Below are 25,486 nucleotides of genomic sequence, written 5' to 3'. Positions count from 1 at the left end.
AAAACAGTCCGCTGTTGAGTTCTCAAAGAACACACCCACACCATCACCCACAACCAATTCCAGGCCGTGAAGCTCCGGGGAGCATTTCCTCTGTTCGCTTTCTTGTGCCGGTAACTCTAGCAGGCCCATTTTCCGGTGTTTCAGGGGGGTCGCTTTCGCTTCCCGCCGCCGCACCGTTCAAAATCCGGCTCGCTATTCGTCCCGACCGCAGTCAAGCGCATTTTCATCAAAGATCTGGGTTTGGGACCCGAATCCGCACCTCGGACGCGAAGGCCCGCTGCTGCTTTTCCGGTTTCCCGATCGAGGTGCCCACTCTACCATCCGGAGATGGGAGCTTGGTTCGCTACCCCGTTGTCGCGCTCGTTCCGGTTTTCCCGGCCCGTGTCGCGCTGACTTGAATTAATTTACGCGCCGATCCGCGCCAAGTCAAATCCGCGGGGATCAGCACCGGAAAGAAGCGAACACGCAGGTCAGCGCCCCGTTCCGGTGCTGATTCAAGGCTAGTACAGGACCCGAACGCCCGCAGTGTGACGCTTGCCACGACGAATTACCAGCCAACGCCCGTGGAGCAGCTCCTCCTTGCTCGGAGACCACTCCTCATCAGCGATTTTGGTGTTGTTGACGTACGCGCCGCCCTCCTTGATGGTGCGCCGCGCCGCCCCCTTGCCGTTCGCCAGACCGGTCTCGACCAGCAGGTCGACCAGGTTCGGACCGTCCGAGAGCCGCACCTCCGCCGTCGGCACCGCGGCCATCGCCGAGTCCAGCGTCGGCTCGTCGAGCTCGCCCAGCTCGCCCCGGCCGAACAGCGCCTGGCTGGCCGCGATGACCTTCTGCGTCGCGTCCGCGCCGTGCACCAGCGTGGTCAGCTCCTCCGCGAGGCGCTTCTGCGCTGCGCGCAGCTGGGGCTTCTCCGCCGTGGTGCGCTCCAGCTCGGCGATCTCCTCGCGGCCGAGGAAGGTGAACAGCCGCAGGTACTTCGCCACGTCGGCGTCGGCCGAGTTCACGAAGTACTGGTACCAGGCGTACGGCGTGGTCATCGTCGGGTCGAGCCAGACGTTGCCGCCGCCGGTGGACTTGCCGAACTTGCGGCCTTCCGAGTCGGTGACCAGCGGGAGGGTCAGCGCGTGCGCGGCGACGCCCTCCTGCTTCCGGACCAGGTCGACGCCGGCGATGATGTTGCCCCACTGGTCGGAGCCGCCGAGCTGCAGCCGGGTGCCGTACTTGCGGTTCAGCTGCACGTAGTCGTTGGCCTGCAGGAGCATGTAGCTGAACTCGGTGTAGGAGATGCCGTCGGTCTCCAGCCGCCGCTTGACGGTCTCCCTGGCCAGCATGGTGTTCACCGAGAAGTGCTTGCCGATGTCGCGCAGGAACTCGGTGACCGGCAGGTCCGCGGTCCAGTGCGCGTTGTTCTCCATGATCGCGCCGGTCGGCGAGTCGTCGAAGTCGACGAACGCCGACAGCTGGGTGCGGATCTTCTCGGTCCACTCCAGCACGGTGCTCTCGTCGTGCAGGTTGCGCTCACCGACGTCGCGCGGGTCGCCGATCAGGCCGGTGGCTCCGCCCGCCAGCACCACCGGTCGGTGCCCGGCCTGCTGGAAGCGGCGCAGGGTCAGGATCGGGATCAGGTGTCCGGCGTGCAGGCTGGGCCCGGTCGGGTCGAAACCGGCATAGAGGGTGAGCGGCCCCTGGTCGAGTTCCCGTCGCAGCGAATCGAGGTCGGTGGATTGCGCGATCAGTCCGCGCCAGGTCAGCTCGTCGAGGATGTTCTCACTCACGCCTGCCAGTCTCGCTCATGCGAGCAACCGGGTTTACGCCCGGGCCTGGACCCGGCGGCGGGCGCCGCGCCGGTAGCTGCTGACGGCGTCCGAGCCGTCCACCCAGGTCCGCCACGGCAGGTCCATGGCCGCGGCCACTCCGACGCGCGGGCCGCTGCGGATGTCGTCCTCGGCGACCGGCGAGCCGTTGACCAGCCGGATGGGTGAGGCCGGGTCGGTGAGGTCGATGCCGTTGTGCTCCCGGGTGATGCCCAGGACTCCGGCCAACCGGGCCGGGCCGCTGGCGATCTGGGACTCCTTGCGGACCGCCGGTCGCCGGGAGCGCGCCAGGTCGTGGCCCGCGGTGATCTCCCCGGCGCGGAGCAGGACCGCGCCGGGGACACCGTCGGTCAGGCACACCACGTTGATGCAGAAGTGCATCCCGTAGACGAAGTACACGTAGAGGTGGCCGGCCGGGCCGAACATGACCGCGTTGCGCTCGGTCCGACCGCGGTAGCAGTGCGACGCGGGGTCGTCCAGCCCGCGGTAGGCCTCCACCTCGACCAGGCGCACACCGACCTCGCCCTCGGGGCTGTTCGAGCGCAGCTCGCAGCCGAGGAGCCGTCGAGCCACCCACAGCGGGTCGAGGGCGAGTTCGTCGCGTGTCACCTGGCGCACACCGTAGACAGTACCGGTCGTGGCTGAACCGTGATCACTTAGACAGCCAGCCGCGATGTTCGCGCACCGCGGCCACCACCCGTTCGCGCTGCTCGGCGACCCGGTCCGGGGCGGTGCCGCCGTGCGCGTCGCGGGAGGCGATCGAGCCCTCGACGGTGAGCACCTCGCGCACCTGCGGGGTCAGCGCCGGGTTGGCCGCGGCCAGCTCCTCGTCGGTCAGCTCCTCCAGGCCGACGCCGCGGGCTTCGGCGGTGCGGACGCACTCCCCCGACACCTCGTGCGCCACCCGGAACGGCACGCCCTGGCGGACCAGCCACTCGGCGATGTCGGTGGCGAGGGTGAAACCGGCGGGCGCGAGTTCGGCGAGCCGTTCGGTGTGGAAGGTCAGGGTGCCGAGCATCCCCGCCATCGCGGGCAGCAGGAGGTCCAGCTGCTCGACGGAGTCGAAGACCGGCTCCTTGTCCTCCTGCAGGTCGCGGTTGTAGGCCAGCGGCTGCGCCTTGAGGGTGGCCAGCAGACCGCTGAGGTTGCCGATGAGCCGACCGGACTTGCCGCGGGCGAGTTCGGCGACATCGGGGTTCTTCTTCTGCGGCATGATCGAGCTGCCGGTGGCCCAGGCGTCGTCGAGGGTCACGTAGCCGAACTCGGCGGTGTTCCAGATGATCACCTCTTCGGCGATCCGGGAGAGGTTCACGCCGAGCATGGCCAGGCAGAACGCCGCTTCGGCGGCGAAGTCGCGGGACGCGGTGCCGTCGATGGAGTTGTCCGTGGCGCCGTCGAAGCCGAGTTCGGCGGCGACGGCCTGCGGGTCGAGGCCGAGCGAGGAGCCCGCCAGCGCGCCGGAGCCGTAGGGCGAGTACGCGGTGCGGGCGTCCCAGTCGCGGATGCGCGCGACGTCGCGCAGCAGCGACTGGCAGTGCGCGAGCAGGTGGTGCGCGAGCAGCACCGGCTGGGCGTGCTGGAGGTGGGTGCGACCGGGCAGCACCGCGTCGGGGTGGTTGGCGGCCTGGGTGACCAGCGCGTCGACGACGTCCAGGACGCCCGCGGCGACGCGGCGGTTGGCGTCGCGCAGCCACATCCGGAACAGGGTGGCGACCTGGTCGTTGCGGGAACGGCCCGCGCGCAGCTTGCCGCCGAGGTCGGTGCCGACCCGCTCCAGCAGGCCGCGTTCGAGGGCGGTGTGCACGTCCTCGTCGTCGATGACCGGCTTGAAGGCGCCGGATTCGACGTCTGCGGCGAGGACGTCCAGGCCCTGCAGCATCCGCTCGAGCTCGTCGGCGGTGAGCAGCCCGGCGTGGTGCAGCACGCGGGCGTGGGCGCGGGATCCGGCGATGTCGTAGGGCGCCAGCCGCCAGTCGAAGTGGGTCGACAGGCTCAGCGCGGCCATCGCTTCGGCCGGGCCGGAGGCGAACCGGCCGCCCCAGAGCTTGGTGGGCTCGCTGCCTTGCTGCGTCACGGGTGTTCCTTAGGTGTGCTCGTAGTTGGGTGGAGGTCGGCCGGTCTCAGGCTTGGCCGCAGAACTGGCCGAGCTCCCGTTCGGAGGAGTCGTACCAGGTCGGGAGGTCCGGGGCGCGCCAGGGTCGTTCGCGGACGATCGCGCGGCCCTCGTGCAGGGCGATCCGGACCTCGCCGGAGACCTGCTGCTGCGAGTCGGCGACGAAGGCGTCCAGGGCGTCCTTGAACGGCGAGAACCACAGGCCGTCTTCGACCAGTTCGCTCCAGCGGTGCCCGACGGTGCTCTTGAACCGGGCCAGGTCGGGTTCCAGGGTCGCCGCTTCCAGCTCCCGGTGCGCGGTGATCAGCGTGATCGCTCCCGGTGCCTGGTAGCTCGCGGCGGTGCCCACGCCGTGGGCGCCGGCCCGCAGGTTGAGCTCCCGGATCGCTTGCAGCACCGTGACGGTCTCGCCGTCGATGGCCACCGGAACGCCCCGGTCGAAGGTGATGGTCAGCTCTTCGGCGTCGGGCGTGCCCCAAACGTCTTGCGGGGGAACGGTTTCCGCGCTCCGGCCCCAGATGTTCCGCTCGATCGCGCAGTGCGCCTTCCCACCGACGTCGTGGTGGCCGCGGCCCGGGGAGACCACGCCCAGCCGGGGCGCGAGGGCGCGGACATCGGCTTCGAGATGTCCGTGCTCGCCCGCGCAGCCGTGCGCGACGGCGTTCGCGCCGAACTGGTCGGCAGCGGCGACGAGGTGCTTGGCGATCATCGGCCGGGACAGCGCGGGCACCGGCGGGAGCGCGTTGGCCTGCAGCGCGGGCAGGCAGTACTGCTCGGCGAACTCGTCGCGGGCGTCGGTGACGACCGCTTCGACCGCTCCGCAGTCGAGGGCGCGCCGGCGGACCGCCGCCAGGTCCTCGCCGCCCTGGCCGAGGTCGACCGTGATGGCAACGACCTCGGCCCGGGTCCGCTCCGCGAACCACCGGATGGCCGCGGACGAGTCCGGATCGCCGGAGTAGGCGAGCACCACGCGCTCACTCATCTGCTCTGCTCCTCAGTGCTGGCGCGGATCCGGGCCACTTCCCGCGCCGGTGGCGGCTCCGCTCGGAGCCGCCACCCGATCCGCGCTCTAGGTCCTGCCGTTGTTCTCCGGTGCGTCCTCGTCGGCGGGCCGGGCACCGGCGGCCATCGCGGTGAACCGCTCCCCCAGCTCGTGGCCGGTGAGGGGTTCGCGGGCGACGATCATCACGGTGTCGTCACCTGCGATGGAGCCGACGACCTCCGGCAGCGAGGCCCGGTCGATGGCGCTGGCCAGGAACTGCGCCGCCCCCGGCGGGGTGCGCAGCACCGTCAGGTTGCCCGAGCCGTCGGCGCCGACGAGCAGTTCGCCGAGCAGCCGGCTCAGCCGCGAGGTGCCGCCCTGGACGCCGCGGACCGGGCTGCCGTCCTCGGGGATGACGTAGACCGCCGCCCCGCCGTCCGCGCCGCGCAGCTTGACCGCGCCGAGCTCGTCGAGGTCCCGGGACAGGGTGGCCTGGGTGACCTCGATGCCGTCGTCGGCGAGCCGCTTGGCCAGTTCGGTCTGGCTGCGGATGCCGTTCGACGAGACCAGTTCGACGATGCGGGCTTGCCGGGCCACTCGGTTCGTCATGGTCGTCGCACCAACCACGCCAGCAGCGCCTTCTGCGCGTGCAGGCGGTTCTCGGCTTCGTCGAACACCGCGCTGGCCGGGCCGTCGATCACGTCGTCGGTGATCTCCATGCCGCGGTGCGCGGGCAGGCAGTGCAGCACGCTGGTGCCGGTCTTGCCGGTGGCGGCCAGCAGTTCGGCGTTGACCTGGAACGGGCGGAACGGGCTGACCCGGTCCTTGCCGTCGTTCTCCTGGCCCATCGAGGTCCAGGCGTCGGTGACCAGGACGTCGGCACCGTCCACGGCGGCGTTCGGGGTGCTGAACAGCTCGACGGAGCCACCGGTTTCGGCGGCGCGCGCCTTGGCCGCCTCCAGCACCCACTCCAGCGGGCGGAAGCCCTCCGGGGCGCCGATGCGCACGTGCATGCCCGCGGTGACGCCGCCGACCATCAGCGAGTGCGCCATGTTGTTGGCGCCGTCGCCGAGGTAGGTCAGGGTCAGGCCTTCGAGCTTGCCGTGCCGCTCGCGGATGGTCTGCAGGTCGGCGAGCACCTGGCAGGGGTGGAACTCGTCGGTCAGCGCGTTGATCACCGGGACGCTGGAGACCGAGGCCATGGCGTCGATGCGGGCCTGGGCGAAGGTCCGCCACACCACGGCGTCGACGTAGCGGGACAGCACCCGGGAGGTGTCCTCGATGGTCTCCTCGCGGCCGAGCTGCATCATGCGCCCGTCCACGACGACCGGGTGGCCGCCGAGCTGGGCGATGCCGACCTCGAAGGACAGCCGGGTGCGGGTGGAGTTCTTCTCGAACAGGACCGCGACGGCCTTCGGCCCGGCCAGCGCGTCGGAGCCGAGCGGGTCGGCCTTGAACTGGTCGGCGAGGTCGAGGACCTCGATCTGCTCCTCGGGTGTGAGGTCGTCGTCGCGGAGGAAGTGGCGGGGCATCAGTCGTTCTCCTTGGCAGCGTCGAGCAGCGCGGGCAGGGCGGCGAGCAGTCGCTGCACCTGCTCGGACCGCACGATCAGCGGTGGGGCCAGCCGGATGGCATTCGGCTGGATGGGGTTGAGCAGGAATCCGGCGTCCTGCGCGGCGGCGGCGATCTTGGCCGACACGGCTTCGGTCAGGCCCACGCCGATCAGCAGGCCTTCTCCGCGCACTTCGCCGATCAGCGGGTGGTCGAGCTGCCGGATGCCGGAGGCGAGTTCCCCGCCGACCTTCTCGACGTGCTCGAGCAGGTCGTCGGCGGCGATGGTGTCGAGCACCGCGAGCGCGGCGGCGCAGACCACCGGGTTGCCGCCGAAGGTGGTGCCGTGCTGGCCGGGGTGCATCAGGTCGCCCGCTGCGCCGATGCCGATGCAGGCGCCGATGGGCAGGCCGCCGCCGAGCCCCTTGGCCAGGGTGATCACGTCGGGCGTGATGCCCGCGCGCTGGAAGGCGAACCAGGCCCCGGTGCGGCCGATGCCGGTCTGCACCTCGTCGACCACGAGCAGCGCGCCGTTGCGGGCGGTGATCTCGCGGGCCGCCTGGAGGTAGCCCTCGGGCGGGACGATCACGCCGTTCTCGCCCTGGATCGGTTCCAGGAACACCGCGGCGGTGTTGTCGTCCACTTCGGACTCCAGCGCGGCCACGTCGCCGTAGGGCACGTGCACCACGCCGGGCGGCAGCGGTTCGAAGGGCTGCTGCTTGGCGGGCTGGCCGGTGAGCGCGAGCGCGCCCATGGTGCGGCCGTGGAAGCCGCCGTCGGTGGCCACGATCTTGGCCCGGCCGGTCAGCCGCGCGATCTTGAACGCGGCCTCGTTGGCCTCGGCGCCGGAGTTGCAGAACAGCACGCGGCCCTGACCGCTCGCCCCGGCCAGGTCCAGCAGCCGTTCGGCGAGTTCGAGACCGAGCTCGTGCACGTAGAGGTTGGAGACGTGGCCGAGCTTGCCGACCTGCTCGGAGACCGCTCGCACGATGGCCGGGTGGGCGTGGCCGAGCGCGTTGACCGCGATCCCGCTGAGGAAGTCCAGGTAGGTCTTGCCGTCGGCGTCGGTGACCTCGGCGCCGGACCCGCTGACCAGGGTCAGCTTCGGCGTGCCGTAGTTGTCCATCATGGACGCTTGCCAGCGCTGCGCGCCCGCGGCGTTGCCGACTGTTCCGCCTCTCCGCGATTCACAGTGGTGGCCGCGTTCGGGATTGATCTCACGTTTCGAGGTTTCTTGTGGCTGAGTTGCGTCACGGTCCCCTGAGGTGCGGTTGAGATGCGCCCCAGTCGGCACAGAATCACTCATCACTTCTCCTCGGTGTTCTGCGCTGGCACGACCATGGTGCCGATGCCGGCGCTGGTGAAGACCTCCAGCAGCAAGGAGTGCGCGAGGCGTCCGTCGATGACGTGGGCCCGCGGGACTCCGCCGCGCACCGCGCGCAGGCAGGCCTCCATCTTCGGGACCATGCCCGAGGCCAGGTCCGGCAGCAGTTCGGCCAGCTGGTCGGCGTCGAGCCGGGACACCAGCGACGAGCGGTCCGGCCAGTTCGTGTAGAGGCCTTCGACGTCGGTGAGCACCACCAGCTTCTCGGCGCCCAGCGCCACCGCCAGCGCGCCGGCGGCGGTGTCGGCGTTGACGTTGTGCACCACGCCGTCGGCGTCCGGGGCGACGGTGGACACGACCGGGATGCGACCGGCGTTGATCAGGTCCAGCACCGCGTCGGGGTTGACCGAGACGACGTCACCGACCAGGCCGACGTCGACCGCTTCGCCGTCGACGGTGGCGGTGCGGCGCTCGGCGGTGAACAGCCCGGCGTCCTCGCCGGACATGCCGACCGCGTAGGGGCCGTGCTGGTTGATCAGGCCGACGAGCTCGCGCCCGACCTGGCCGACCAGCACCATGCGCACCACGTCCATGGTCTCCGGGGAGGTGACCCGCAGTCCGCCGCGGAACTCCCCCTCCATGCCGAGGCGGTCGAGCATCGAGGTGATCTGCGGGCCGCCGCCGTGCACCACGACGGGGTGCAGCCCCGCCAGGCGCAGGAACACCATGTCGGTGGCGAAGGCCTGCTTGAGCTCGTCGTCGACCATCGCGTTGCCGCCGTACTTGATCACGATGGTGGCGCCGTGGAAGCGCTGCAGCCACGGGAGCGCTTCGACCAGCACGCTGGCCTTCTCCGCGGCGGTGGCCAGCCGGTCGGTGGTTTCTGGGGTCATGACGAGTACGCGCTGTTCTCTTCGACGTAGGCGTGGGACAGGTCGGTGGTCAGGATGGTCGCGGTGTGCTCGCCGAGGTGCAGGTCCACGACGATCTCGACCTCGCGGCCGGACAGGTCGGCCTCGCTGCGGTCGCGGGCCTTGGTGCCGCCGGCGTAGAGCGTGACGCCGTTGGTGGCGATCTCGAGCTTGTCGACGTCGATCTCGGCGTCGACCCGGCCGAGCGCCATCGCGATGCGGCCCCAGTTCGGGTCGGAGCCGAAGATCGCGGTCTTGACCAGGTTGTCCTCGGCGATGGTGCGCCCGATGGCGACCGCGTCGGCTTCGCTGACCGCGCCGCGCACGACGACGTCGATGACCTTGGTGGCGCCCTCCGCGTCGTCCTGCAGCTGGCGGACCAGATCCGCGCAGACGGTGGTCAGCAGCTCGGTGAAGTCCTCTTTGGACACATCGACGCCGGAGGCGCCGGAAGCCAGCACCAGCACGGTGTCGTTGGTGGAGGTGCCGCCGTCGACGTCGAGCCGGTCGAAGGTGACCCGGGTGGCCGCGCGCAGCGCCTCGTCGAGGTCGTCGCCGCTGATCACCGCGTCGGTGGTGAGCACGCCGAGCATGGTGGCCAGGTTCGGCGCGAGCATCCCGGCGCCCTTGGTGAAGCCGCCGATCGACCAGCCCGCGTCGTGCTGGCTGAAGGCCTGCTTGGCCTTGGTGTCGGTGGTGAGCACGGCGTTGGCCGCGTCGGAACCGGCCTGCTCGTCGTTCCCGAGCGCCTGGGCGGCGGTGTCGACGCCGGGCAGCAGCGCGTCCATCGGCAGCCGCTCCCCGATCAGACCGGTCGAGCAGACCGCCACCTCGATCGCGCCGGCACCGAGCACATCGGCGACCTTCTCCGCGGTGGCGTGGGTGTCCTGGAATCCCTCGGGGCCGGTGCAGGCGTTGGCGCAGCCGGAGTTCAGCACCACCGCGCGCAGCTTGCGCTCCTTGAGCACCTGCTGGGACCACAGCACCGGCGCGGCCTTGACCTTGTTGGTGGTGAACACCCCGGCGGCGGCCTGCTGCGGCCCGTCGTTGACGACGAGCGCGAGGTCGCGCTTGCCCCCGGCCTTGATCCCGGCGGCCACCCCGGCCGCCCGGAAACCGGCAGGTCCGGTCACGCTCATTTGCTCTCCTCGGTGTCTTCGACGGTGTGCCCCGCAGCGGTGAGCACTTCCGCGGCCTGCTCGGCGGCGTCGGCCGGGACCAGGATCCAGTCGGTGTCGAACGTGGACAGGGTGAAGACGCTGATCCCGGCGTCGGCCAGCGGCACCAGCAGCGCGGCCAGGACCCCGGTCAGCGCGAAGTCCAGCGGGCCGTGCACCTCCAGCGCCCGGAACGGCCCCTCCACCCGCACGTCGCGCCCGGCTTCGGCGGCCAGCGAGTGCGGGAAGACGATGGTGCGGCCCGCGCTGGTGGTGATGCTGCCCTTGATCGGCGCGTTGCCGCCGGTCAGCGCCAGGTTGACGTGCTCGGGGACCATGCCGACGGCCAACGGTTCGCCGTGCAGCCGCAGCGCCATGCCGGTCACGGGGCCACCCCGACCGTCGGCAGGCCGGTGGTCTCGGGCAGGCCGACCGCGAGGTTCATGCACTGCACGGCACCGCCCGCGGTTCCCTTGGTGAGGTTGTCCTCGGCGGCGACGACGATCAGCCGATCGGCGTCGGGGTCCACGGCCAGCTGCAGGTGGACGGTGTTCGCGCCGAGGGTGGCCGAGGTCTGCGGCCACTGCCCCTCGGGGAGCACGTGCACGAAGGGCTCGTCGCCGTAAGCGTCGAGGTAGGTCTTGCGGGCCGTGGCGGCGTCGACGCCCTCGCGCAGCGCGGCGCTGCAGGTGGCGAGGATGCCGCGCGACATCGGCGCGAGGACCGGAGTGAAGGAGACCTTCACCGGCTGGCCCGCCGCGGCGCTGAGGTTCTGGATGAACTCCGGGGTGTGCCGGTGCGCGCCGCCGACGCCGTAGACGCTGGCCGAACCCATGACCTCGGCGGACAGCAGGTGCGGCTTGAGCGCGCGACCGGCGCCGGAGGTCCCGGTGACCGCGACGACGACCGCTTCGGGCTCGACCAGCCCGGCGGCGAGCGCCGGGGCGAGCGCCAGCGAGGACACCGTGGGGAAGCAGCCCGCGACGGCGACGCGCTTGGCGCCGCGCAGCCGCTCGCGCGCGCCGGGCAGTTCGGGCACGCCGTAGGGCCAGGTGCCGGGGTGGTCGCCGCCGTACCAGCGGGACCAGTCCTCGGGGTCGTTGAGCCGGTGGTCGGCACCGCAGTCGATCACCACGGTGTCCTCGCCGAGTTCGGCGGCGATCGCGGCGGAGTGGCCGTGCGGCAGCGCGAGGAAGACGACGTCGTGCCCGGCGAGCTCGGCGGCCGTGGTCTCGGCCAGCACCCGGTCGGCCAGCGGCAGCAGGTTCGGCTGGTGCTCGCCGAGCCTGCTCCCGGCGTTGCCGCCCGCGGTCAACGCACCGATCTCCACCTCGGGGTGCGCGAGCAGCAGGCGGAGCAGCTCCCCGCCCGCGTAGCCACTGGCACCGGCAACCGCCACTCGAACCGTCATGCGGATGATTATGCACCCTCATGCAACATTAATCAAACAGGCATTCGTCACGCGCGAAAATGATTTGCCGCCGGCCCGGCCGCTCGACTAGGAAACCTGAATGCTCAAAGGCAAGTCGATCGGGCTCAGGGCCCGGCACGAGGACGACATCCCGGTCCTGCGGGCCGAGCTCTACGACGACGTGGTCAACGGCTCGCGCGCCGAAGCCGGCCCGTGGCGGCCGATCACGCCCGGCTCGAACGACCCCCGGCTCGTGGTGACCGACGAGAACCAGAAGGAACAGGTCGTCCCGTTCTCCGTGGTGGAGCTGGACAGCGGCGCGCTGGTCGGCAGCGCGACGCTGTGGGGCATCGACAACCACAACAGATGCGCGCACATCGGGCTGGGACTGCTGCCCTCCTGCCGCGGCAAGGGCTACGGCACCGACGTGGTCGAGACGCTGTGCTACTACGGATTCACCGTGCGCGGCATGCAACGCCTGCAGATCGAGACGCTGGCGGACAACACCGCGATGCTGCGCGCCGCCGAGCGCAACGGCTTCGTCCGCGAAGGCGTGCTGCGCTCCTCCGCCTGGGTGCTGGGCGAGTTCGTGGACGAAGTGCTGCTCGGCCTCCTCGCCGAGGAGTGGAAGCCGGGCTCGAAGGGCTAGGTTGCCACCCGGCTCGTGCGCAGCTGCTCGTGAGTACTTCGGGGGGCTATAGCGCCCCGAAGTACTCACGAGACTGGAGCTCGCACCGGGCCGTTCGACGTGGTCGGATCGCAGCGGGTCCCGATGCGTAGGAGGCGTGATGGTCACCGTGCAGGCCGCTGTTGTGCAGGACGCTCCCGTTGCTTTCGATCTCGACGCCACGCTGGGCAAGGTCGATCGGCTCGCCGCTGAGGCCGCCGCCGGCGGGACCGAGCTCGTCGTGTTCCCGGAGGCGTTCGTCTCCGCCTACCCCCGGGGCGTCACCTTCGGGGCGACCGTCGGGCAGCGGACACCTGAGGGGCGGCAGCGCTGTACCGGCGGTACTGGGAGTCCTCGATCGAGGTGCCCGGCCCGGCCACCGAGCGCATCGGGGCCGCCGCCGCGCGGCACGGGATCCACCTGGTCATCGGCGTCATCGAACGCGATCGCGGCACGCTCTACTGCACCGCGCTGACCTTCGGGCCCGACGGCGGGCTCCTCGGCAAGCACCGGAAGCTGATGCCGACCGGCAGCGAACGCCTGGTGTGGGGATTCGGCGACGGCTCGACCATGCCCGTGCACGACACCCCGATCGGCCGCATCGGCACCGTCATCTGCTGGGAGAACTACATGCCCGCGATGCGCATGCACATGTACTCGCAGGGCGTGCAGCTCTACTGCGCACCGACCGCCGACCCCCGCGACACCTGGGTGGCGAGCATGCAGCACATCGCCTGCGAAGGCCGCTGCTTCGTGCTCTCCGCCAACCAGTTCACCCGGCGCTCGGACTACCCGGCCGACTACCCCGTCGACGCCGAGCCGGACGCGGTGCTCAGCCGGGGCGCGTCGGTGATCGTGGACCCGCTCGGCACCGTGCTGGCCGGCCCCGCCACCGGAGGACCGGCGATCCTGCGGGCGGAACTCGACCTGGGCCGCATCGCGGAGGGCAAGTTCGACTTCGACGCCGTCGGCCACTACTCGCGCCCGGACGTCTTCGAGCTCCGCGTGGACCAGAGCCCGAAGCGACCGGTCGTCTGACGCATCCGCCAACCGGACGTTTCGGGCGTTGCGCACCCATCGGGATGAGCTCCGGTCGGGCTTCCCGAAGTGCTGTGGCTCACCCGACCCCCTTGCGTGATCGTTGCGGCGGCGAGGGATCATCGTTGTGATGACGATGATCCCGCCCCGCCCGAGCGCGGTCCACCGCGCGTCGCGGCCGACTTCAGGCTGGGTGGGGCATCGGGTGCGGTTGCGCGGCATCGAACCGGGCGACCGGCGCACCCTGGTCGGCTTCGACCGGGAGTCCGCGAGCGAGGGGCCGCCGCAGTTCGACGGCTACCGGCACTGGGCGGCGCACCGCGCCAACCACCTCGAAGCCGGCGAGGACCTCCAGCTGGCGATCGAAACCCGGCAGGACCGCACCCTGGTCGGCTCGCTGTCGACGAGCCAGCCGGAAGCGGGGATCTTCAGCTACGGCATCGGGATCGGCCCGCAGCACCGCCGCCACGGCTACGCCGACGACGCGATCAACACCCTGCTCGGCTACATGTTCGGCCACCGCCGCTTCACCAAGTGCGAGGTCGGCATCTACAGCAGCAACGCCGCATCGCTCACCCTGCACGCCAGGCTCGGCTTCCGCGAGGAAGGCCACCTCCGCGACCCGGAATTCCTCTGCGGCGGAGCCCAGTACCTGGTCCTGATGGGCATCACCGCCGAGGAGTTCGCCACCCGCCGCCTCCCCCGGGCCCGCTGAGGGCTCACGACGGTGCGACGACTCCCGGGGCGGCGTCCGGTACTGGGGCCGGGATCGCGGGACGCGCTGTGACGATCACCTGGCCCCCGCAGTTCCAGCACTCCGGTTCGTTCTCGGGCGCCGTTCGGCCCGCTACGTCGCAGTCGGGGCACATCCAGGCCGTCAGGATGATGTGACCGGCGGGGTCTCGTCGGGGGATCACGGGCAGCCACCCACTTCGATCATGCCGGGGGCTGAACGCGCAACGTGAAGCCCGCTGGCAAGCACTTCACTCGTGTGGGCGGGAATTATCGACGCACCGAGCACCCGGGGTCAACAGCCGTGGACAGCTCGTCGCACACCCGCTCGGCCCGTCGAGGTCCATTTGACAGGCCCATGACCTGGCGTTTCCCTCGGGCCGTGGGCGAGGGGCCCGCACAGGTCTCGGGGGGAGGGACCGGATGGCGACGTACGAGTACGACTGCCCTCGGTGCGGTCGGTTCGAGACCCGGCAACCGATGGGGACGGCGGCGGACTCGCACACCTGCCCCACCTGCCTGGGCAACGCCCACCGGGTCTTCTCGGCACCGCACCTGAACGCGGTGCCCGAGCAGCTCAGCGCCGCCCTCGCCCGCGAGGAGCGCAGCCGGGCGGAACCGGAGGTCGTCACGGAGGTGCCGGACTCCCCTTCCCGCCTCCGCCCCTGACCGAGCCAGGCACCCGGAGGTGTCACCGGTGGCATACGTGGGACTGCTCTACGTCGGCGCCGTGCTGTTCCTCAACGGCGTCATGCTGTTGGGGAAGGCCGACCCCAAGTCGATCGGCGTCTTCAACATCTTCGTCGGCGCGCTCCAGGTGATCACGCCAACCGTGCTGATCGCGACTGCGCTCGCCGACCCCGTCACGATCCTCAGCGCCTCGGGCATCTACCTGTTCGGCTTCACCTACCTCTACGTCGGCATCGGCCTGCTCGGCGACTTCGACAGCAGCGGCGTCGGCTGGTTCTCGCTGTTCGTGGCGATCATGGCGCTGGGCTACTCGTACGCGAACTTCCAGCTGCTCGGCGACAGCCCGTTCGGCGTGATCTGGCTGTACTGGTCGTTCCTGTGGCTGCTGTTCTTCCTGCTGCTCGGGCTGAAGCGGGAGAAGCTGACCCGCTACACCGGCTGGGTCGCCGCGATCGAGGGCTGGGTGACCGCCGCCATCCCGTCCTTCCTGATCCTGACCGGCAACTGGCGCAACCCGAGCGCGACCGCGCTGACGCTGGCGGTGTTCGGCGTGGTCGTGTTCGGCGCCCTGTGGTGGGGCACCACCCACGAGTGGTCGTTGCGGGGCTTCCAACGGGGACATCGGGCGATGCCGGTGTCCCGCTGATCAGCGCATCCGCGAGGAGGATTTGCCATGCCAGAAGTGGTGTTCAGCGTCGACCAGTCGAAGTCGATGCGCGAGCAGGCGGTGCCCGGCCACAACCGCTGGCACCCGGACGTCCCGGTGGCCCACACGGTGCGGCCGGGCCAGGAGTTCCGGGTCGAGTGCCGGGAGTGGACCGACGCGCAGCTCGGCAACAACGACTCGGCCAACGACGTCCGCGACGTCGACCTCGACGTCACGCACATGCTCTCCGGCCCGTTCGGGGTGGAGGGCGCCGAACCCGGTGATCTGCTGGTGGTCGACATCCTCGACCTCGGGCCGGTGCCGGAAGCCGGCGACGCCCCGGGCCAGGGCTGGGGCTACACCGGGGTGTTCGCCAGGAACAACGGCGGCGGCTTCCTGACCGAGCAGTTCCCCGACTCCTACAAGGCGATCTGGGACTTCCACGGCCAGCAGGCCACCTCCCGCCACCTGCCCGGCGTCCGCTACACCGGCATCACCCACCCCGGCCTGATCGGTACCGCACCGTCCGCCGACCTGCTGGCCAGGTGGAACCGGCGGGAGCAGGCGCTGATCGACACCGACCCGAGCCGGGTGCCGCCGTTCGGGCTGCCGCCCACGGTCCACGGCGCGCTGGCCGGTCAGGCCAGCGGTGCCGAGGCAGATCGCATCGCCGCCGAAGGGGCGCGGACCGTGCCGGCCCGCGAGAACGGCGGCAACCAGGACATCAAGAACCTCTCCCGCGGATCGCGGATCTGCTTCCCGGTCTTCGTGCCGGGCGCCAAGCTGTCCGTCGGTGACCTGCACTTCAGCCAGGGCGACGGCGAGATCACCTTCTGCGGTGCGATCGAGATGGGCGGGTTCATCGACCTGCACGTCGACCTGATCAAGGACGGCATGGCCAAGTACGGCGTGACCACCAACCCGCTGTTCATGCCGGGCAACGTCGAACCGCGGTACTCGGAGTTCCTGTCGTTCTCCGGGATCTCGGTGAACCACCAGTCGGACACGAACTACTACATGGACGCCACCATCGCCTACCGCCGGGCCTGCGAGAACGGCATCGAGTACCTCAAGAAGTGGGGCTACACCGGAGAGCAGGCGTACCTGCTGCTCGGGTCGGCACCGGTGGAGGGCCGGATCAGCGGCATCGTGGACATCCCCAACGCCTGCTGCACGCTGTACCTGCCCACCGCGATCTTCGACTTCGACGTCCGCCCCACGGCGGCCGGACCGACCGTCGAGGACCGCGGCCAGTGCGCCGTCACCTCGTGAACTGCCTATCTGAACTACTTGCGAAAAGGAAGTCATGGGGCGAGCGACGCCAACCAAGGGCACGCGGTTGGCCGCTCGCCCCACTACATGACCTGGCGCCATGCACTAAATTTCACTGCCCGCGTCCCGCAACACCTCGAACTAGCGAACAAGACTTCCGTTTGCCCCCACCAGATTCAGACCGCTCAGATATCGAACTGAAGGGCTAGCACACCAGTCTTGATCTTTAACCCAATCATTTGACTAGACCAAAAGAGTGACTCCACTGCTCCAAAAGGTGGACAAAAACCCAAAAAGATCGTCATCTTCCTAATCGAGCTTGAGGATCTACCCCGGAGCCTGCATTCTGATCTGTTTCCTACGACAAGGAGATTTCATGGCGCCGGCCGGGGGTCGCGACTCCGAAGCTCTGCAGAAAACCTCTAGTCTGGTCAACTACCTCGCTGACTTGACCAACGCAGCAAACAAGAACCCACTGCGCGACATAACCTCCGACCATCGTGATGCACCGAAGGTAATCTGGTTCGACGACCTTCCGGATGGCATCAGGGTCGACCCAACGGCTGACGAAACCCTGCTCCAGGTGCGTCCGGTGCGGAACGCCCCGCCACCTGACGTGCCGGAACACCTTCGCGACCACATCGAGGTCAGCACGATCGCCCGCCCTGATGGCCCCGAGCCGAAACTTCGCCACGCCAATGAGGCGGCCCTCGACGAACAGGTCACGGAGAATGCAGATGAGATCACCAGGACCTTCGACCGCTGGCTCGCGCGGTGGCGTGCCTGGGCCGAAGAGGCTCGCCGCCGCAAGCGCCAGCGTGAGCTTTACGAACAACTGGAATCAGCCGCGCGCGAGCTCGAGCAGAAGGATGACGAATACGAGCTCGTCGTTGCTGTCGGACTGGTCAGCTGGGCCGGGCCGAATGACCGGGACATCTTCCGCCACATCCTCGTTGAGCAAGCAATTCCGCTGCTGGACGATTCCGGAACGGTGACCGTCAACCGCATCCCCGGGAAACGGCGCTTGGAGGATCGGGAGCTGTTCGATGGCTTGCCCACGTATCACCCGGAACGAGGCAAAGCACACAAGGAAGAGCTGAAGAAGGCCAGCTCACCGCTGCCAAGCACAGAGAGCATGGAAGCACTGCAGGAATGGATGGGGTCCGCGTTGGACGTGCCCTTCGTAACGCGGAACGCACGCTCCGGGCGCGGTTCTCCCCTCCCCGAAACGCTGACCTTCAGCCCGTCGCCGGCTTTGGTCCTACGTCGCCGGAACTCGGCACTCATTTCCGAGGCGTACCAACGAATCGCAGAGAAGCTGAGCGCCCCGGACACTCCTGTTCCCGTCGCACTCGCCCAGTTGGTGGTGAACACCGAACGTCACGAACGCGACCACTGGCTGGCCGTACAGGGTGCTGAGCGCGGCGATGTTCTCGGCGAGGACCCGCTCTTCCCTCTTCCCGCCAACAACGAGCAGTCACGTGTGATGGAGCTGCTGCGCACCGAAACCGGAATCGTGGTGCAGGGACCGCCGGGGACCGGGAAGACGCACACGATCGCCAACTTGGTGTCCGCGCTTCTCGCGCAGGGGCAACGCGTGCTGGTCACAAGCCAGAAGGATCAAGCGCTCAGAGTCCTGCGCGACAAGATTCCCGCCGAAGTACGCAAGCTCTGCGTTCTCCTGGCAGGTGGCAGCAAGGATGCCGCAGTTGAACTCGAACGCGGCCTCGATGCGCTCTCTCAAGCTGTCGCCTCCACGGACACCACCAGCTTGGCCAGAACCGCTGCCGGTCTCAGGGCTGAACGCGATCGACTGCGCGACGAAAGCGCCAAGTTGAACGCGCGAATCATGGAACTGCGCGAAACCGAGCAACTGATCTTCCCAGCAGTCGCACCTGGCTACGATCGGAATCTCTACAGCGGAACGCTGGCCAGCATCGTCCAACAGGTTCGGGATGGTGAACCTTTCCACGACTGGATGCCGCCAGTTCCCGAGACCGCTGCGGACACCCCGCCGCTGTCCGAGAGCGAACTGATCGAGCTTTGCAAGTTGTTGGCGGACCGGAACACAGCACGCGCCAACCGGCTGCACCAGGAGATACCCACTGCGAAGGACCTTCCATCGCCTGCTGATCTAGCGTCGTTGGTGCGGGAGGAGAAGGAAGCCGAGGCTGCTGCGGACCGAGCGGCCAGCGATGTGGCCCGCCAGCTGGCACAGCTCCCCGATGCGCAGTTGGAGTTCCTCGATCAGCTACGGAAGCAGCTCCACAAGACCCTCCGCAAGTGCCGCTTCAGCCATGACGACTCCTCCTTCGAAGAGGAATGGGTGGCTCGCGCTGTCCGCGACCGCCTCGCCAATCGAAACAGCGGCCTATGGGCGCACCTGCTGGAAGTGCGCGAGGAACCCCAGCGCCTCCAAGAACGCCTCCGCCAGCAGGGCATGGGCCCGCTGGTGGCCAAACCCGATATCACCGCGGAGAACGTGGACATCGCCCGAGGCTGGTTGCGCAGTGGCCGCAGCCTCCTCGACTACTTCGAAAAAAGGGGGCAAAATCCGACAGATCTGGGCGAGCAAACCTCAGAAGGATGCCCAGAGCCTGCTCGAGGCTGTTCGTGTCGACGGCGCGCCGCTCAAGACCTCCGAACAGCTTCAAGCCGCCCTGAACCGGATTGAAGCTGAAGTGGCTGCAGTTCAACTTGCTGCCAAATGGGTGGACGTGGGCGTCGAAGTACCCACCCGGAAGGTAACGGTCGCCCTGTCCGAACTCGCCGATCATGCGGAAACTCTCGACGCAGCGCAGCAGTTGGGCCAGCTCCGCGACGTGGTCGCCAAGACCCTGGTGGACCACCAGGTCTCCTGCGACGTCTCCGGACTCGCGGTTCTCATCGGAACCTTGCAGGAAGTTCCCGCAGCGCGACAACAGGTCGCGCTCGACTGCGCACGCAACCGTGTGCGCGAGCTCTACCGCAACGTTGATTCCTGGGCCAGTCGCCCCAACGCATGCCCAGAGCTCGCCGGTTTGCTGACCGCTATCGGGGAACGGGACGTCGAACGGTACGCACACTGCCGAGCTGATCTGCAGACCGCCAGGTCCGAGCAATCATCCGAAATCCGCTGTGCTGAGCTGATCAGGGTGCTTGCCGCCACGCATTCGGAGCTGGCCGACCTGTGGACCCGAACAGCGACCGATCCGGCGTGGCAGGAACGCAACATCGGTGGCGCATGGGCCTGGTCACGAGCTAACCAGTTCATTCGACGCAGGCGCGACGCTGCAGAAGAACGGCTCCTGGCGGAGAAGTTCGAGCGAACAGAAGACCGACTCAAGCACGTAACCGAGCGTCTTGTTGCAGTCGATGCCATCAGCAGCTGCCTCAAGGACATGTCCGATGAGCACGTTCGGGCACTCAACACCTACCGCGCGCACATGTCGAAGGTCGGTGCGGGAACGGGCAAGAAGACAAGGGAGTTCCGCCGTGCTGCGCGGACTGCCATGGAAAAGGCCCAAGACGCCGTACCCGCGTGGGTCGTGCCGTTGCCGAATCTGCTGGAGAACATCTCCGCAGAGCACAACAGGTTCGACGTGCTAATCGTCGATGAAGCGAGCCAAGTGGGCATCGAACACCTCTATCTGCTGTGGATGGCTCCACGAGTGATCGTCGTAGGTGATGACAAGCAGTGCACTCCCGGCGTGACCTCACTGGGCCGACTGGACGCCGTGTTCTCCCGCAACGAAGAACATCTCGCCGGCATCGACGAGGACATCCGCCGGATCTTCACACCAAAGTCCCACCTCTATGAAGTGCTCTCGGCTCGGTCTGGCAAGGACGCACTGGTCCGGCTCAGGGAGCACTTCAGGTGCATGCCGGAGATCATCAAGTGGTCTTCCGACCAGTTCTACGATGACGGCAGTGGCGACTCCGGACTGATCCCGCTCCGAGAGCGGAAGGGCGACAGCCTACCGCCGCTCAAGGTGACCAAAGTGGATGGTGCCGTGACCGAGGGAAGGGACACCAGACTCCGGAACCGCGTGGAAGCAAAACAACTCATCGAGACACTGCGCAACTGTGTCGACTCCCCAGATTACGCGGGCAAGACGTTCGGCATCGTGGTGCTGCGCAATGCGGTGGGACACATCCAGTACCTAGAGCACCTGATCAACGAGTACTTCACCCCTGAAGAGCGGCAGGAACGACAGATCCGCGTCGGCACCGCGCCGAACTTCCAGGGAGATGAGCGCGACGTGGTGATGCTGTCGACGGTAGTCGCCACGCCGCCGCACGCAGTCGGCGGAGAATCGTACCGGCAGGCTTTCAACGTGGCAGCAAGTCGCGCTCGGGACCAGATGTGGCTGTTCACTTCCTTGGATCTCGAAGAGTTTAAACCCAACGACCTCCGGGCTTCATTGCTGTCCTACATGCTTTCTCCACCCTCAGTTTTCGGCCACTCGCCCGAACTCGATGAAGTCAGTCCGGACAAGCACAACCCGCTGTTCGACTCGCTCTTCGAACAGCGGGTTTTCCGAGAAATCAAACGGCGCGGTTACCACGTCGTTCCCCAGTACCCGGTTGGATCTCGACGGTTGGATCTGGTCGTGGTGGGCGACGGCGGTCGACTCGCCGTGGAATGCGACGGGCACTTCTGGCATGTTGGCCACCACGAACAGGACAATGACGCCCGCCGAGATCGAGAGCTGGCACGCATGGGGTGGACCACGATCCGAGTTCGCGAGAGCGAGTTCGCAGCCGATCCCGACCAGGAACTCGCGCCGCTGTGGAACGCCCTGTCAGACAAGGGAATCGAACCTGGGCTGCACGACACCAATTCCGACAATCGGTGGAAGCCCATCGAACTGGGTGCCGGACAAGATCACGAGGAGGCCTGGTGACCGGGCAGGACGAAACGCAACTCCGTTTGGACGACAACGTGTTGTCCAGGCTCGCCAACTTGATATGCGGCGATGACAGCACGCCGTACTACCGGCGGAGTTTCGAGATCGAGAACTTCTTCCGCGCTGCTGGCTGGACAGATGTCGGGGAACTCGAAGGCTATCGCAAGCAGTGGGTGCTCGAACAATTGCACAGGCACCGCAACCGGCCGGACCGCATCCAAGCGGTCGTGCTGCGATTGGCCGACCGACGGGAGTACCTCGATGAAAAGGAAGTGTGGGACACCGTCGTCGCCGAGCTGAACGAGCTGCTGGCAATCGAAGGTTTCCGCGTTAACTTCCATGGCACGAGACCACAGCTCGTCGTGGACGAACCAATGACGTCGCGTCCAGCGAGCGACACCCCGATCGCCCTCACAACGAGCATCGCCGAAATCGTGAGCGACCAAGCCTTCGGCCAGCAGCTGCAATCACGACTCGACGAAGCCCTCGTCTGCTGGCAATCCGGAGCACCAACAGCTGCCATCATCATGCTCGGCAGCGTGATGGAAGGTGTGCTCTACGACGTTGCACGGAATCTTCACACAGGAGACGGCAAAGCTCCCACGGACCATCTGGAGTCCTTGATCAACCTGGCTCAGGTCAAGGGGTGGATCGCCAAGGACCTCACTGATTACGTCCACGTGCTCCGAGATCACCGGAACCTCGTTCACCCGAAGAAGCAGTGGACTCAATCCTACTCTCCCAAAGATGGCACAGTCCGGATCGCTTGGAATGTCGTCGTAGCCGCGCTGAACGACCTAGCGGCTGTGGTCAAGAACCCTCCCACAGCCGCTTAAGTGGCGATTCATCCGACGGCCCGATGCCCCGCTCCTCAGCGTGGCATCGGGTCCGGGTGCGTTGATAGTTCGTGGTCCAGCGCGTACTCGGTGGCGATGCGCAGCAGCATCTCCTTCTCCACCCGCAGCAGGCGGTTCTCCCGGCGGAGCCGGTCGAGCTCTTCGCGCTCCGCGGTCGTGAGCTCGTTCATCGCAACGGGTCGAACGGCCGCAGCAGCGCCGGGCGCTTGCCGGTGGTGATCTGCTCGGCGAGCAGGCGTCCGGTGAGCGGGCCGAGGGTCAGACCCCACATGCCGTGCCCGCCCGCGACGTAGGTGCCGGGCTGCTTGGTCGCACCGATCAGCGCGAGGCCGTCGGGCGTGACCGGACGTCCACCGACCCACTCGTCGTGGCGCTCTTCCCAGCGCACGCCCTTCAGCAGCGGGCGGGCCGAGCGCACGATCGCCTCGATGCGGCCCCGGTCCAGCGGGGCGTCGACCGGCCGGAACTCCATGGTCCCCGCGACGCGCAGTGCGCCCTGGTACGGCGTGCACGCCACCCGCGCTGCGGGCAGGTAGATCGGGCCGGGCACCGGTTCGTCGGTCGGGACGGTGAAGGAGTAGCCGCGGCCGGCGCGCACCGGGGTGCGCACGCCCAGCGGCTTGGCGAGCTTGCTGATCCAGGCGCCGGTGGCCAGCACGACCACCTCGGCGGAGACCCGGTCGCCCGCGTCGGACTTGACGATCACCTGACCGCTGGTGCGCACCATCTCCCGCACGGTGAACCCGGTGCGCAGCGTCCCGCCGCGCGCCACGAAGGACCGCGCGAGGGCCCGGGTGAACTCGCCCGGGTCGACGTAGCGCTGCCCGTCGACGCGCAGCACCGCCGAGATGCGGTCGGACAGCTGCGGCACGCCCGCTTCGGAAACCGAAAGCTCGGTGGTGGCGACCTGCTGGCCGCACTGCCGGATCTGGTCGAACTCGTGGCGCAGCTCGGCGACCTGCGCGGGGTTCTCGAACGCGGCGGTGATCGGCGCCGACTCGGTCTTCGCCTCGACCCCGCCCGCGGTCAGCGCGTCGAAGGCGTCCAGGCACTCGTTGTTCATCGGCACGAAGGAGGTCATCGAGCGCTTCCACGCCCACGGCGTGCAGTGCGCGGCGAAGCGCGTCAGGAACGCCCACAGACCGGGGTCCGGCGATGCGGGCACGTGCAGCGGGGCGTCCGGGGAGAACAGCGTGCGCAGCCCGTACTTCAGCACTCCCGGTTCCGGCAGCGGGATGGAGAAGCCCGGCGAGAGGTACCCGGCGTTGCCCCAGGACGATCCCGCCGCCACGTCCTGCTTGTCGAGCACGGTCACCTCGACGCCGTGCTCCTGCAGGAACCACGCGGTGGACAACCCGACCACCCCGGCCCCGACGACCACTGCCCGTCGCGGAATCCCGTCGATCCCGTCCTCGCGCATGCTTCCTCCTCAGGTGCGGACCTCGCAGAGGAGCATGCCTCGGCTACCCGGCGCAGCCAGTGTTCGATCCGAACAATTCCAGGCGAGTCCTTTGGCCGGAATCCACTATCCGACCGCGATGGCGATGATCATCGCCAGCCGGGTGGCCGGATCGTCCAGGTCCAACCGGGTCAGCTCGGCCATCTTCCGCATCCGGTACCGGACGGTGTTCGGGTGGATCTCCAACCGCGCCGCGGCCGCCCCGAGATCGCCCTGGCACTCCAGCCACGCCCGCAACGTCTCGACGTAGCGCGTGCCCTGCTCCCGATCGTGCCGGCGGAGGTCCACGACCGGCCCGCGGTCCGGCAACCGGCCGGTCGAGGCGGCGTGCCGCAGGCGGCGCAGCAGGATCTCGTGCCACGCCTCGTCGTAGACCACGGCGTCCTGACCGGGCCGGGACTCGTGGACGGCCAGGCTCTCATCGGCTTCCCGCCGGCTGTCGACGAGCTGGTTCGGCCCGGCCGCTCCCCCGACCCCGGCGAGGATCGTGGTGTCCGACGGCAGTTCCCGCACCAGCGCCCGCACCCACTCGCGGGCGCGCGCGGCGTCGTCGTAGGGCAGCACCGTGTAGACGGTGTTGGCGAACAGCGCGCTGCGCCCGGGCCGCGACCAGCCGAACCCGATCGTCGACCGCTCGAAGGCCAGCAGCGCGGTCTCGTCCGGCGCGGCGCCGCTGTGCACCTGCACGGCCACCACCCGGAACTGCTCGCTGCGCAGCCCGAGCCTGCTCAGCACGGCCGAAGCCTCCTCGTGCCCTTCGAGCAGGCCTATGACCAGGTCCGACTCGACCTGCCGCTCCAGGTCCGCGCTGGCCCGGGTGCGCAGCAGGTGCAGTGCGGCGGTGCGAGCCCCGCCGGTCAGCGCGGCCTCGTGCGAGGCGGTGAGCGGGTGCTGGGTCTCCACCCAGATCGACCCCAGCAGCTCCCGGCCCGCGCGGATCGCGACGACCACGCGCCCGTGCGAGTCCTGCGGTTCCAGCGGCGCCACGAAGATCGGCTCGTCCGAGGTCTCCAGGTGCCGGAACACGCCCCGCTCGGCCAGCGTCCGCCGGATCTCCTCCGGGACCTGCCGCCCCAGGATCGTCGCCAACCTCGCCCGGTCGGCGGTCAGCTGCCGCCGGGAGTACGCCAGCACCCCGGACCGGTGGTCCTCGATGGTGACCGGACCGCCCACCGAATCCGCGAGCGCGTCGGCCAGCGCGAACAGGTCGGTCGGCCCGCGCCCGGCCTCGGTCTCGCGGCCCTCGAGCACCAGCCCGTACACGACCCCGGCCAGCTGGCCCCACGAAACGGCCGGATCGACGAGCACGACGGCCAGACCGCGCTCCCGCGCAGCCGCGACCACCTGGTCCCCGACCGAAGCGGCCCGGAACACCACGACCGCGGCCGGGGTCCGCTCGATCAACCCCGCGTCATCGGGGTCCACGCCGACCGCGAGCAGCACATCACCGGTGGCACCGGGATCAGCCGGATCGTGCAGTGCCACGGAACGAAGATCCGCGGACCTGCTCCGCGGCGCGCTGACCAGCCGAGCCCCGAACCCGCCGAGCACGTTGATCAACCGATCCAGCTTTACCACTCCGCACCTCCCCGGAAAAGCCAGCGGCCCCGTCCCGGTGAGGAACGGGGCCGCTGGGGCGTTCGCGTCAGCCGCGCAAGGTCGCGCCGAGGCGGTCGGCAGCGGACTTGACCGCCGCGTCGCGGGCCTCGGTGGCCTCCTCCTGCTTGAGGGTGCGGTCCGGCGCCCGGAAGCGGAGGGCCAGGGCCAGCGACTTCTTGCCCTCGCCCAGCTGCTCACCCGCGTAGACGTCGAACAGCCGGACGTCCTCCAGCAGGTCACCGCCGCCCGCGCGGACCGCGTCGATCAGGTCCGTCGCCGCGACCTTGGCGTCCACCACCAGCGCGATGTCCATCAGCACCGGCGGGTAGGCCGAGATCTCCGGCGCCGGACGGCGGTCCACCAGCGGCAGCGCG

25 protein-coding genes are annotated in these 25,486 nt (G+C 68.9%); 10 read left to right on the top strand and 15 right to left on the bottom strand.

Going from position 1 to position 25,486, the window contains the following annotated elements; genetic code table 11:
• Positions 1 to 500: 500 nt before the first annotated feature.
• The 11 genes from tyrS to argC all read right to left on the bottom strand — a co-directional run bounded on the left by tyrS (position 501) and on the right by argC (position 11,263).
• Positions 501 to 1,775, bottom strand: coding sequence for a tyrosine--tRNA ligase (tyrS, locus tag OU415_RS33070; RefSeq protein ID WP_270953456.1), 1,275 nt, complete (start codon positions 1,773 to 1,775; stop codon positions 501 to 503).
• Between the two features lie 33 nt (positions 1,776 to 1,808).
• Entirely contained in the window at positions 1,809 to 2,432 is a 624-nt protein-coding gene (locus tag OU415_RS33065; RefSeq protein WP_270953455.1) for a DNA-3-methyladenine glycosylase, read from the bottom strand.
• 34 nt (positions 2,433 to 2,466) lie between these two features.
• On the bottom strand, positions 2,467 to 3,888 hold the full coding sequence (gene argH, locus OU415_RS33060) for an argininosuccinate lyase (RefSeq protein WP_270953454.1): 1,422 nt from the start codon (positions 3,886 to 3,888) through the stop codon (positions 2,467 to 2,469).
• Positions 3,889 to 3,934: 46 nt separating this feature from the next.
• Positions 3,935 to 4,909 (bottom strand): argininosuccinate synthase domain-containing protein, encoded by a 975-nt coding sequence (locus OU415_RS33055; protein WP_270953453.1) that lies wholly within the window; start codon positions 4,907 to 4,909, stop codon positions 3,935 to 3,937.
• An 87-nt stretch (positions 4,910 to 4,996) separates the two neighbouring features.
• On the bottom strand, positions 4,997 to 5,518 hold the full coding sequence (locus OU415_RS33050; protein WP_270953452.1) for an arginine repressor: 522 nt from the start codon (positions 5,516 to 5,518) through the stop codon (positions 4,997 to 4,999).
• Positions 5,515 to 6,441 carry an ornithine carbamoyltransferase gene (argF, locus tag OU415_RS33045; RefSeq protein ID WP_270953451.1) on the bottom strand — a complete coding sequence of 309 codons (927 nt, stop codon included), beginning with the start codon at positions 6,439 to 6,441 and terminating at the stop codon, positions 5,515 to 5,517. Before argF ends, OU415_RS33050 begins: the two co-directional genes overlap by 4 nt.
• Positions 6,441 to 7,676 (bottom strand): acetylornithine transaminase, encoded by a 1,236-nt coding sequence (locus OU415_RS33040; protein ID WP_270953459.1) that lies wholly within the window; start codon positions 7,674 to 7,676, stop codon positions 6,441 to 6,443. Before OU415_RS33040 ends, argF begins: the two co-directional genes overlap by 1 nt.
• Before the next feature lie 89 nt (positions 7,677 to 7,765).
• Positions 7,766 to 8,677, bottom strand: a complete 912-nt coding sequence (gene argB, locus OU415_RS33035) for an acetylglutamate kinase (RefSeq protein WP_270953450.1) — start codon at positions 8,675 to 8,677, stop codon at positions 7,766 to 7,768.
• Positions 8,674 to 9,834 (bottom strand): bifunctional glutamate N-acetyltransferase/amino-acid acetyltransferase ArgJ, encoded by a 1,161-nt coding sequence (gene argJ / locus OU415_RS33030; RefSeq protein ID WP_270953449.1) that lies wholly within the window; start codon positions 9,832 to 9,834, stop codon positions 8,674 to 8,676. The genes argB and argJ overlap by 4 nt, the downstream gene beginning before the upstream one ends.
• Complete coding sequence (locus OU415_RS33025) at positions 9,831 to 10,229, bottom strand: ACT domain-containing protein (RefSeq protein ID WP_270953458.1); 399 nt, start codon at positions 10,227 to 10,229, stop codon at positions 9,831 to 9,833. Before OU415_RS33025 ends, argJ begins: the two co-directional genes overlap by 4 nt.
• A gap of 5 nt (positions 10,230 to 10,234) precedes the next feature.
• Positions 10,235 to 11,263: an N-acetyl-gamma-glutamyl-phosphate reductase gene (gene argC, locus OU415_RS33020; RefSeq protein ID WP_270953447.1), complete on the bottom strand. Its 1,029-nt coding sequence runs from the start codon at positions 11,261 to 11,263 to the stop codon at positions 10,235 to 10,237.
• A gap of 100 nt (positions 11,264 to 11,363) precedes the next feature.
• On the opposite strand from argC, the gene OU415_RS33015 reads away from it, so the two are divergent.
• The 10 genes from OU415_RS33015 (at position 11,364) to OU415_RS32975 (ending at position 22,033) form a co-directional block, all read left to right on the top strand.
• Entirely contained in the window at positions 11,364 to 11,912 is a 549-nt protein-coding gene (locus tag OU415_RS33015; RefSeq protein ID WP_270953445.1) for a GNAT family N-acetyltransferase, read from the top strand.
• 139 nt (positions 11,913 to 12,051) lie between these two features.
• Positions 12,052 to 12,405: a nitrilase-related carbon-nitrogen hydrolase gene (locus OU415_RS38265; RefSeq protein WP_333779271.1), complete on the top strand. Its 354-nt coding sequence runs from the start codon at positions 12,052 to 12,054 to the stop codon at positions 12,403 to 12,405.
• A complete protein-coding gene (locus OU415_RS33010) occupies positions 12,294 to 12,968 on the top strand; it encodes a carbon-nitrogen hydrolase family protein (RefSeq protein WP_270953443.1) in 675 nt (224 codons plus the stop codon). Before OU415_RS38265 ends, OU415_RS33010 begins: the two co-directional genes overlap by 112 nt.
• A 130-nt stretch (positions 12,969 to 13,098) precedes the next feature.
• Positions 13,099 to 13,683 (top strand): GNAT family N-acetyltransferase, encoded by a 585-nt coding sequence (locus OU415_RS33005; protein WP_270953442.1) that lies wholly within the window; start codon positions 13,099 to 13,101, stop codon positions 13,681 to 13,683.
• Between the two features lie 440 nt (positions 13,684 to 14,123).
• Positions 14,124 to 14,369, top strand: coding sequence for an FmdB family zinc ribbon protein (locus OU415_RS33000; protein ID WP_270953440.1), 246 nt, complete (start codon positions 14,124 to 14,126; stop codon positions 14,367 to 14,369).
• A gap of 28 nt (positions 14,370 to 14,397) precedes the next feature.
• Complete coding sequence (locus OU415_RS32995) at positions 14,398 to 15,036, top strand: AmiS/UreI family transporter (protein WP_270953438.1); 639 nt, start codon at positions 14,398 to 14,400, stop codon at positions 15,034 to 15,036.
• Between the two features lie 27 nt (positions 15,037 to 15,063).
• On the top strand, positions 15,064 to 16,308 hold the full coding sequence (gene fmdA / locus OU415_RS32990; protein ID WP_270953436.1) for a formamidase: 1,245 nt from the start codon (positions 15,064 to 15,066) through the stop codon (positions 16,306 to 16,308).
• A 376-nt stretch (positions 16,309 to 16,684) separates the two neighbouring features.
• Positions 16,685 to 18,982: an AAA domain-containing protein gene (locus tag OU415_RS32985; protein ID WP_270953434.1), complete on the top strand. Its 2,298-nt coding sequence runs from the start codon at positions 16,685 to 16,687 to the stop codon at positions 18,980 to 18,982.
• 706 nt (positions 18,983 to 19,688) lie between these two features.
• On the top strand, positions 19,689 to 21,194 hold the full coding sequence (locus tag OU415_RS32980) for an AAA domain-containing protein (RefSeq protein WP_333779276.1): 1,506 nt from the start codon (positions 19,689 to 19,691) through the stop codon (positions 21,192 to 21,194).
• A complete protein-coding gene (locus OU415_RS32975; RefSeq protein ID WP_270953433.1) occupies positions 21,191 to 22,033 on the top strand; it encodes a hypothetical protein in 843 nt (280 codons plus the stop codon). The genes OU415_RS32980 and OU415_RS32975 overlap by 4 nt, the downstream gene beginning before the upstream one ends.
• A 35-nt stretch (positions 22,034 to 22,068) precedes the next feature.
• On the opposite strand, the gene OU415_RS32970 is transcribed toward OU415_RS32975, so the two are convergent.
• The 4 genes from OU415_RS32970 to OU415_RS32955 form a co-directional block, all read right to left on the bottom strand.
• Positions 22,069 to 22,224, bottom strand: a complete 156-nt coding sequence (locus OU415_RS32970) for a hypothetical protein (RefSeq protein ID WP_270953432.1) — start codon at positions 22,222 to 22,224, stop codon at positions 22,069 to 22,071.
• Complete coding sequence (locus OU415_RS32965; protein ID WP_270953431.1) at positions 22,221 to 23,474, bottom strand: NAD(P)/FAD-dependent oxidoreductase; 1,254 nt, start codon at positions 23,472 to 23,474, stop codon at positions 22,221 to 22,223. Before OU415_RS32965 ends, OU415_RS32970 begins: the two co-directional genes overlap by 4 nt.
• Before the next feature lie 105 nt (positions 23,475 to 23,579).
• Entirely contained in the window at positions 23,580 to 25,091 is a 1,512-nt protein-coding gene (locus tag OU415_RS32960) for a PucR family transcriptional regulator (RefSeq protein ID WP_270953430.1), read from the bottom strand.
• 67 nt (positions 25,092 to 25,158) lie between these two features.
• Positions 25,159 to 25,486: phenylalanine--tRNA ligase subunit beta-related protein (locus tag OU415_RS32955; RefSeq protein ID WP_456300269.1), on the bottom strand; the 328-nt coding region annotated here is incomplete at its 5' end.

It is taken from the genome of Saccharopolyspora oryzae (assembly GCF_027853915.1).
GTDB classification, from domain to species: Bacteria; Actinomycetota; Actinomycetes; order Mycobacteriales; family Pseudonocardiaceae; genus Saccharopolyspora; species Saccharopolyspora oryzae.
Note: the sequence above shows the minus strand (reverse complement) of the source record. Positions and strands in the feature narration are given on the sequence as shown.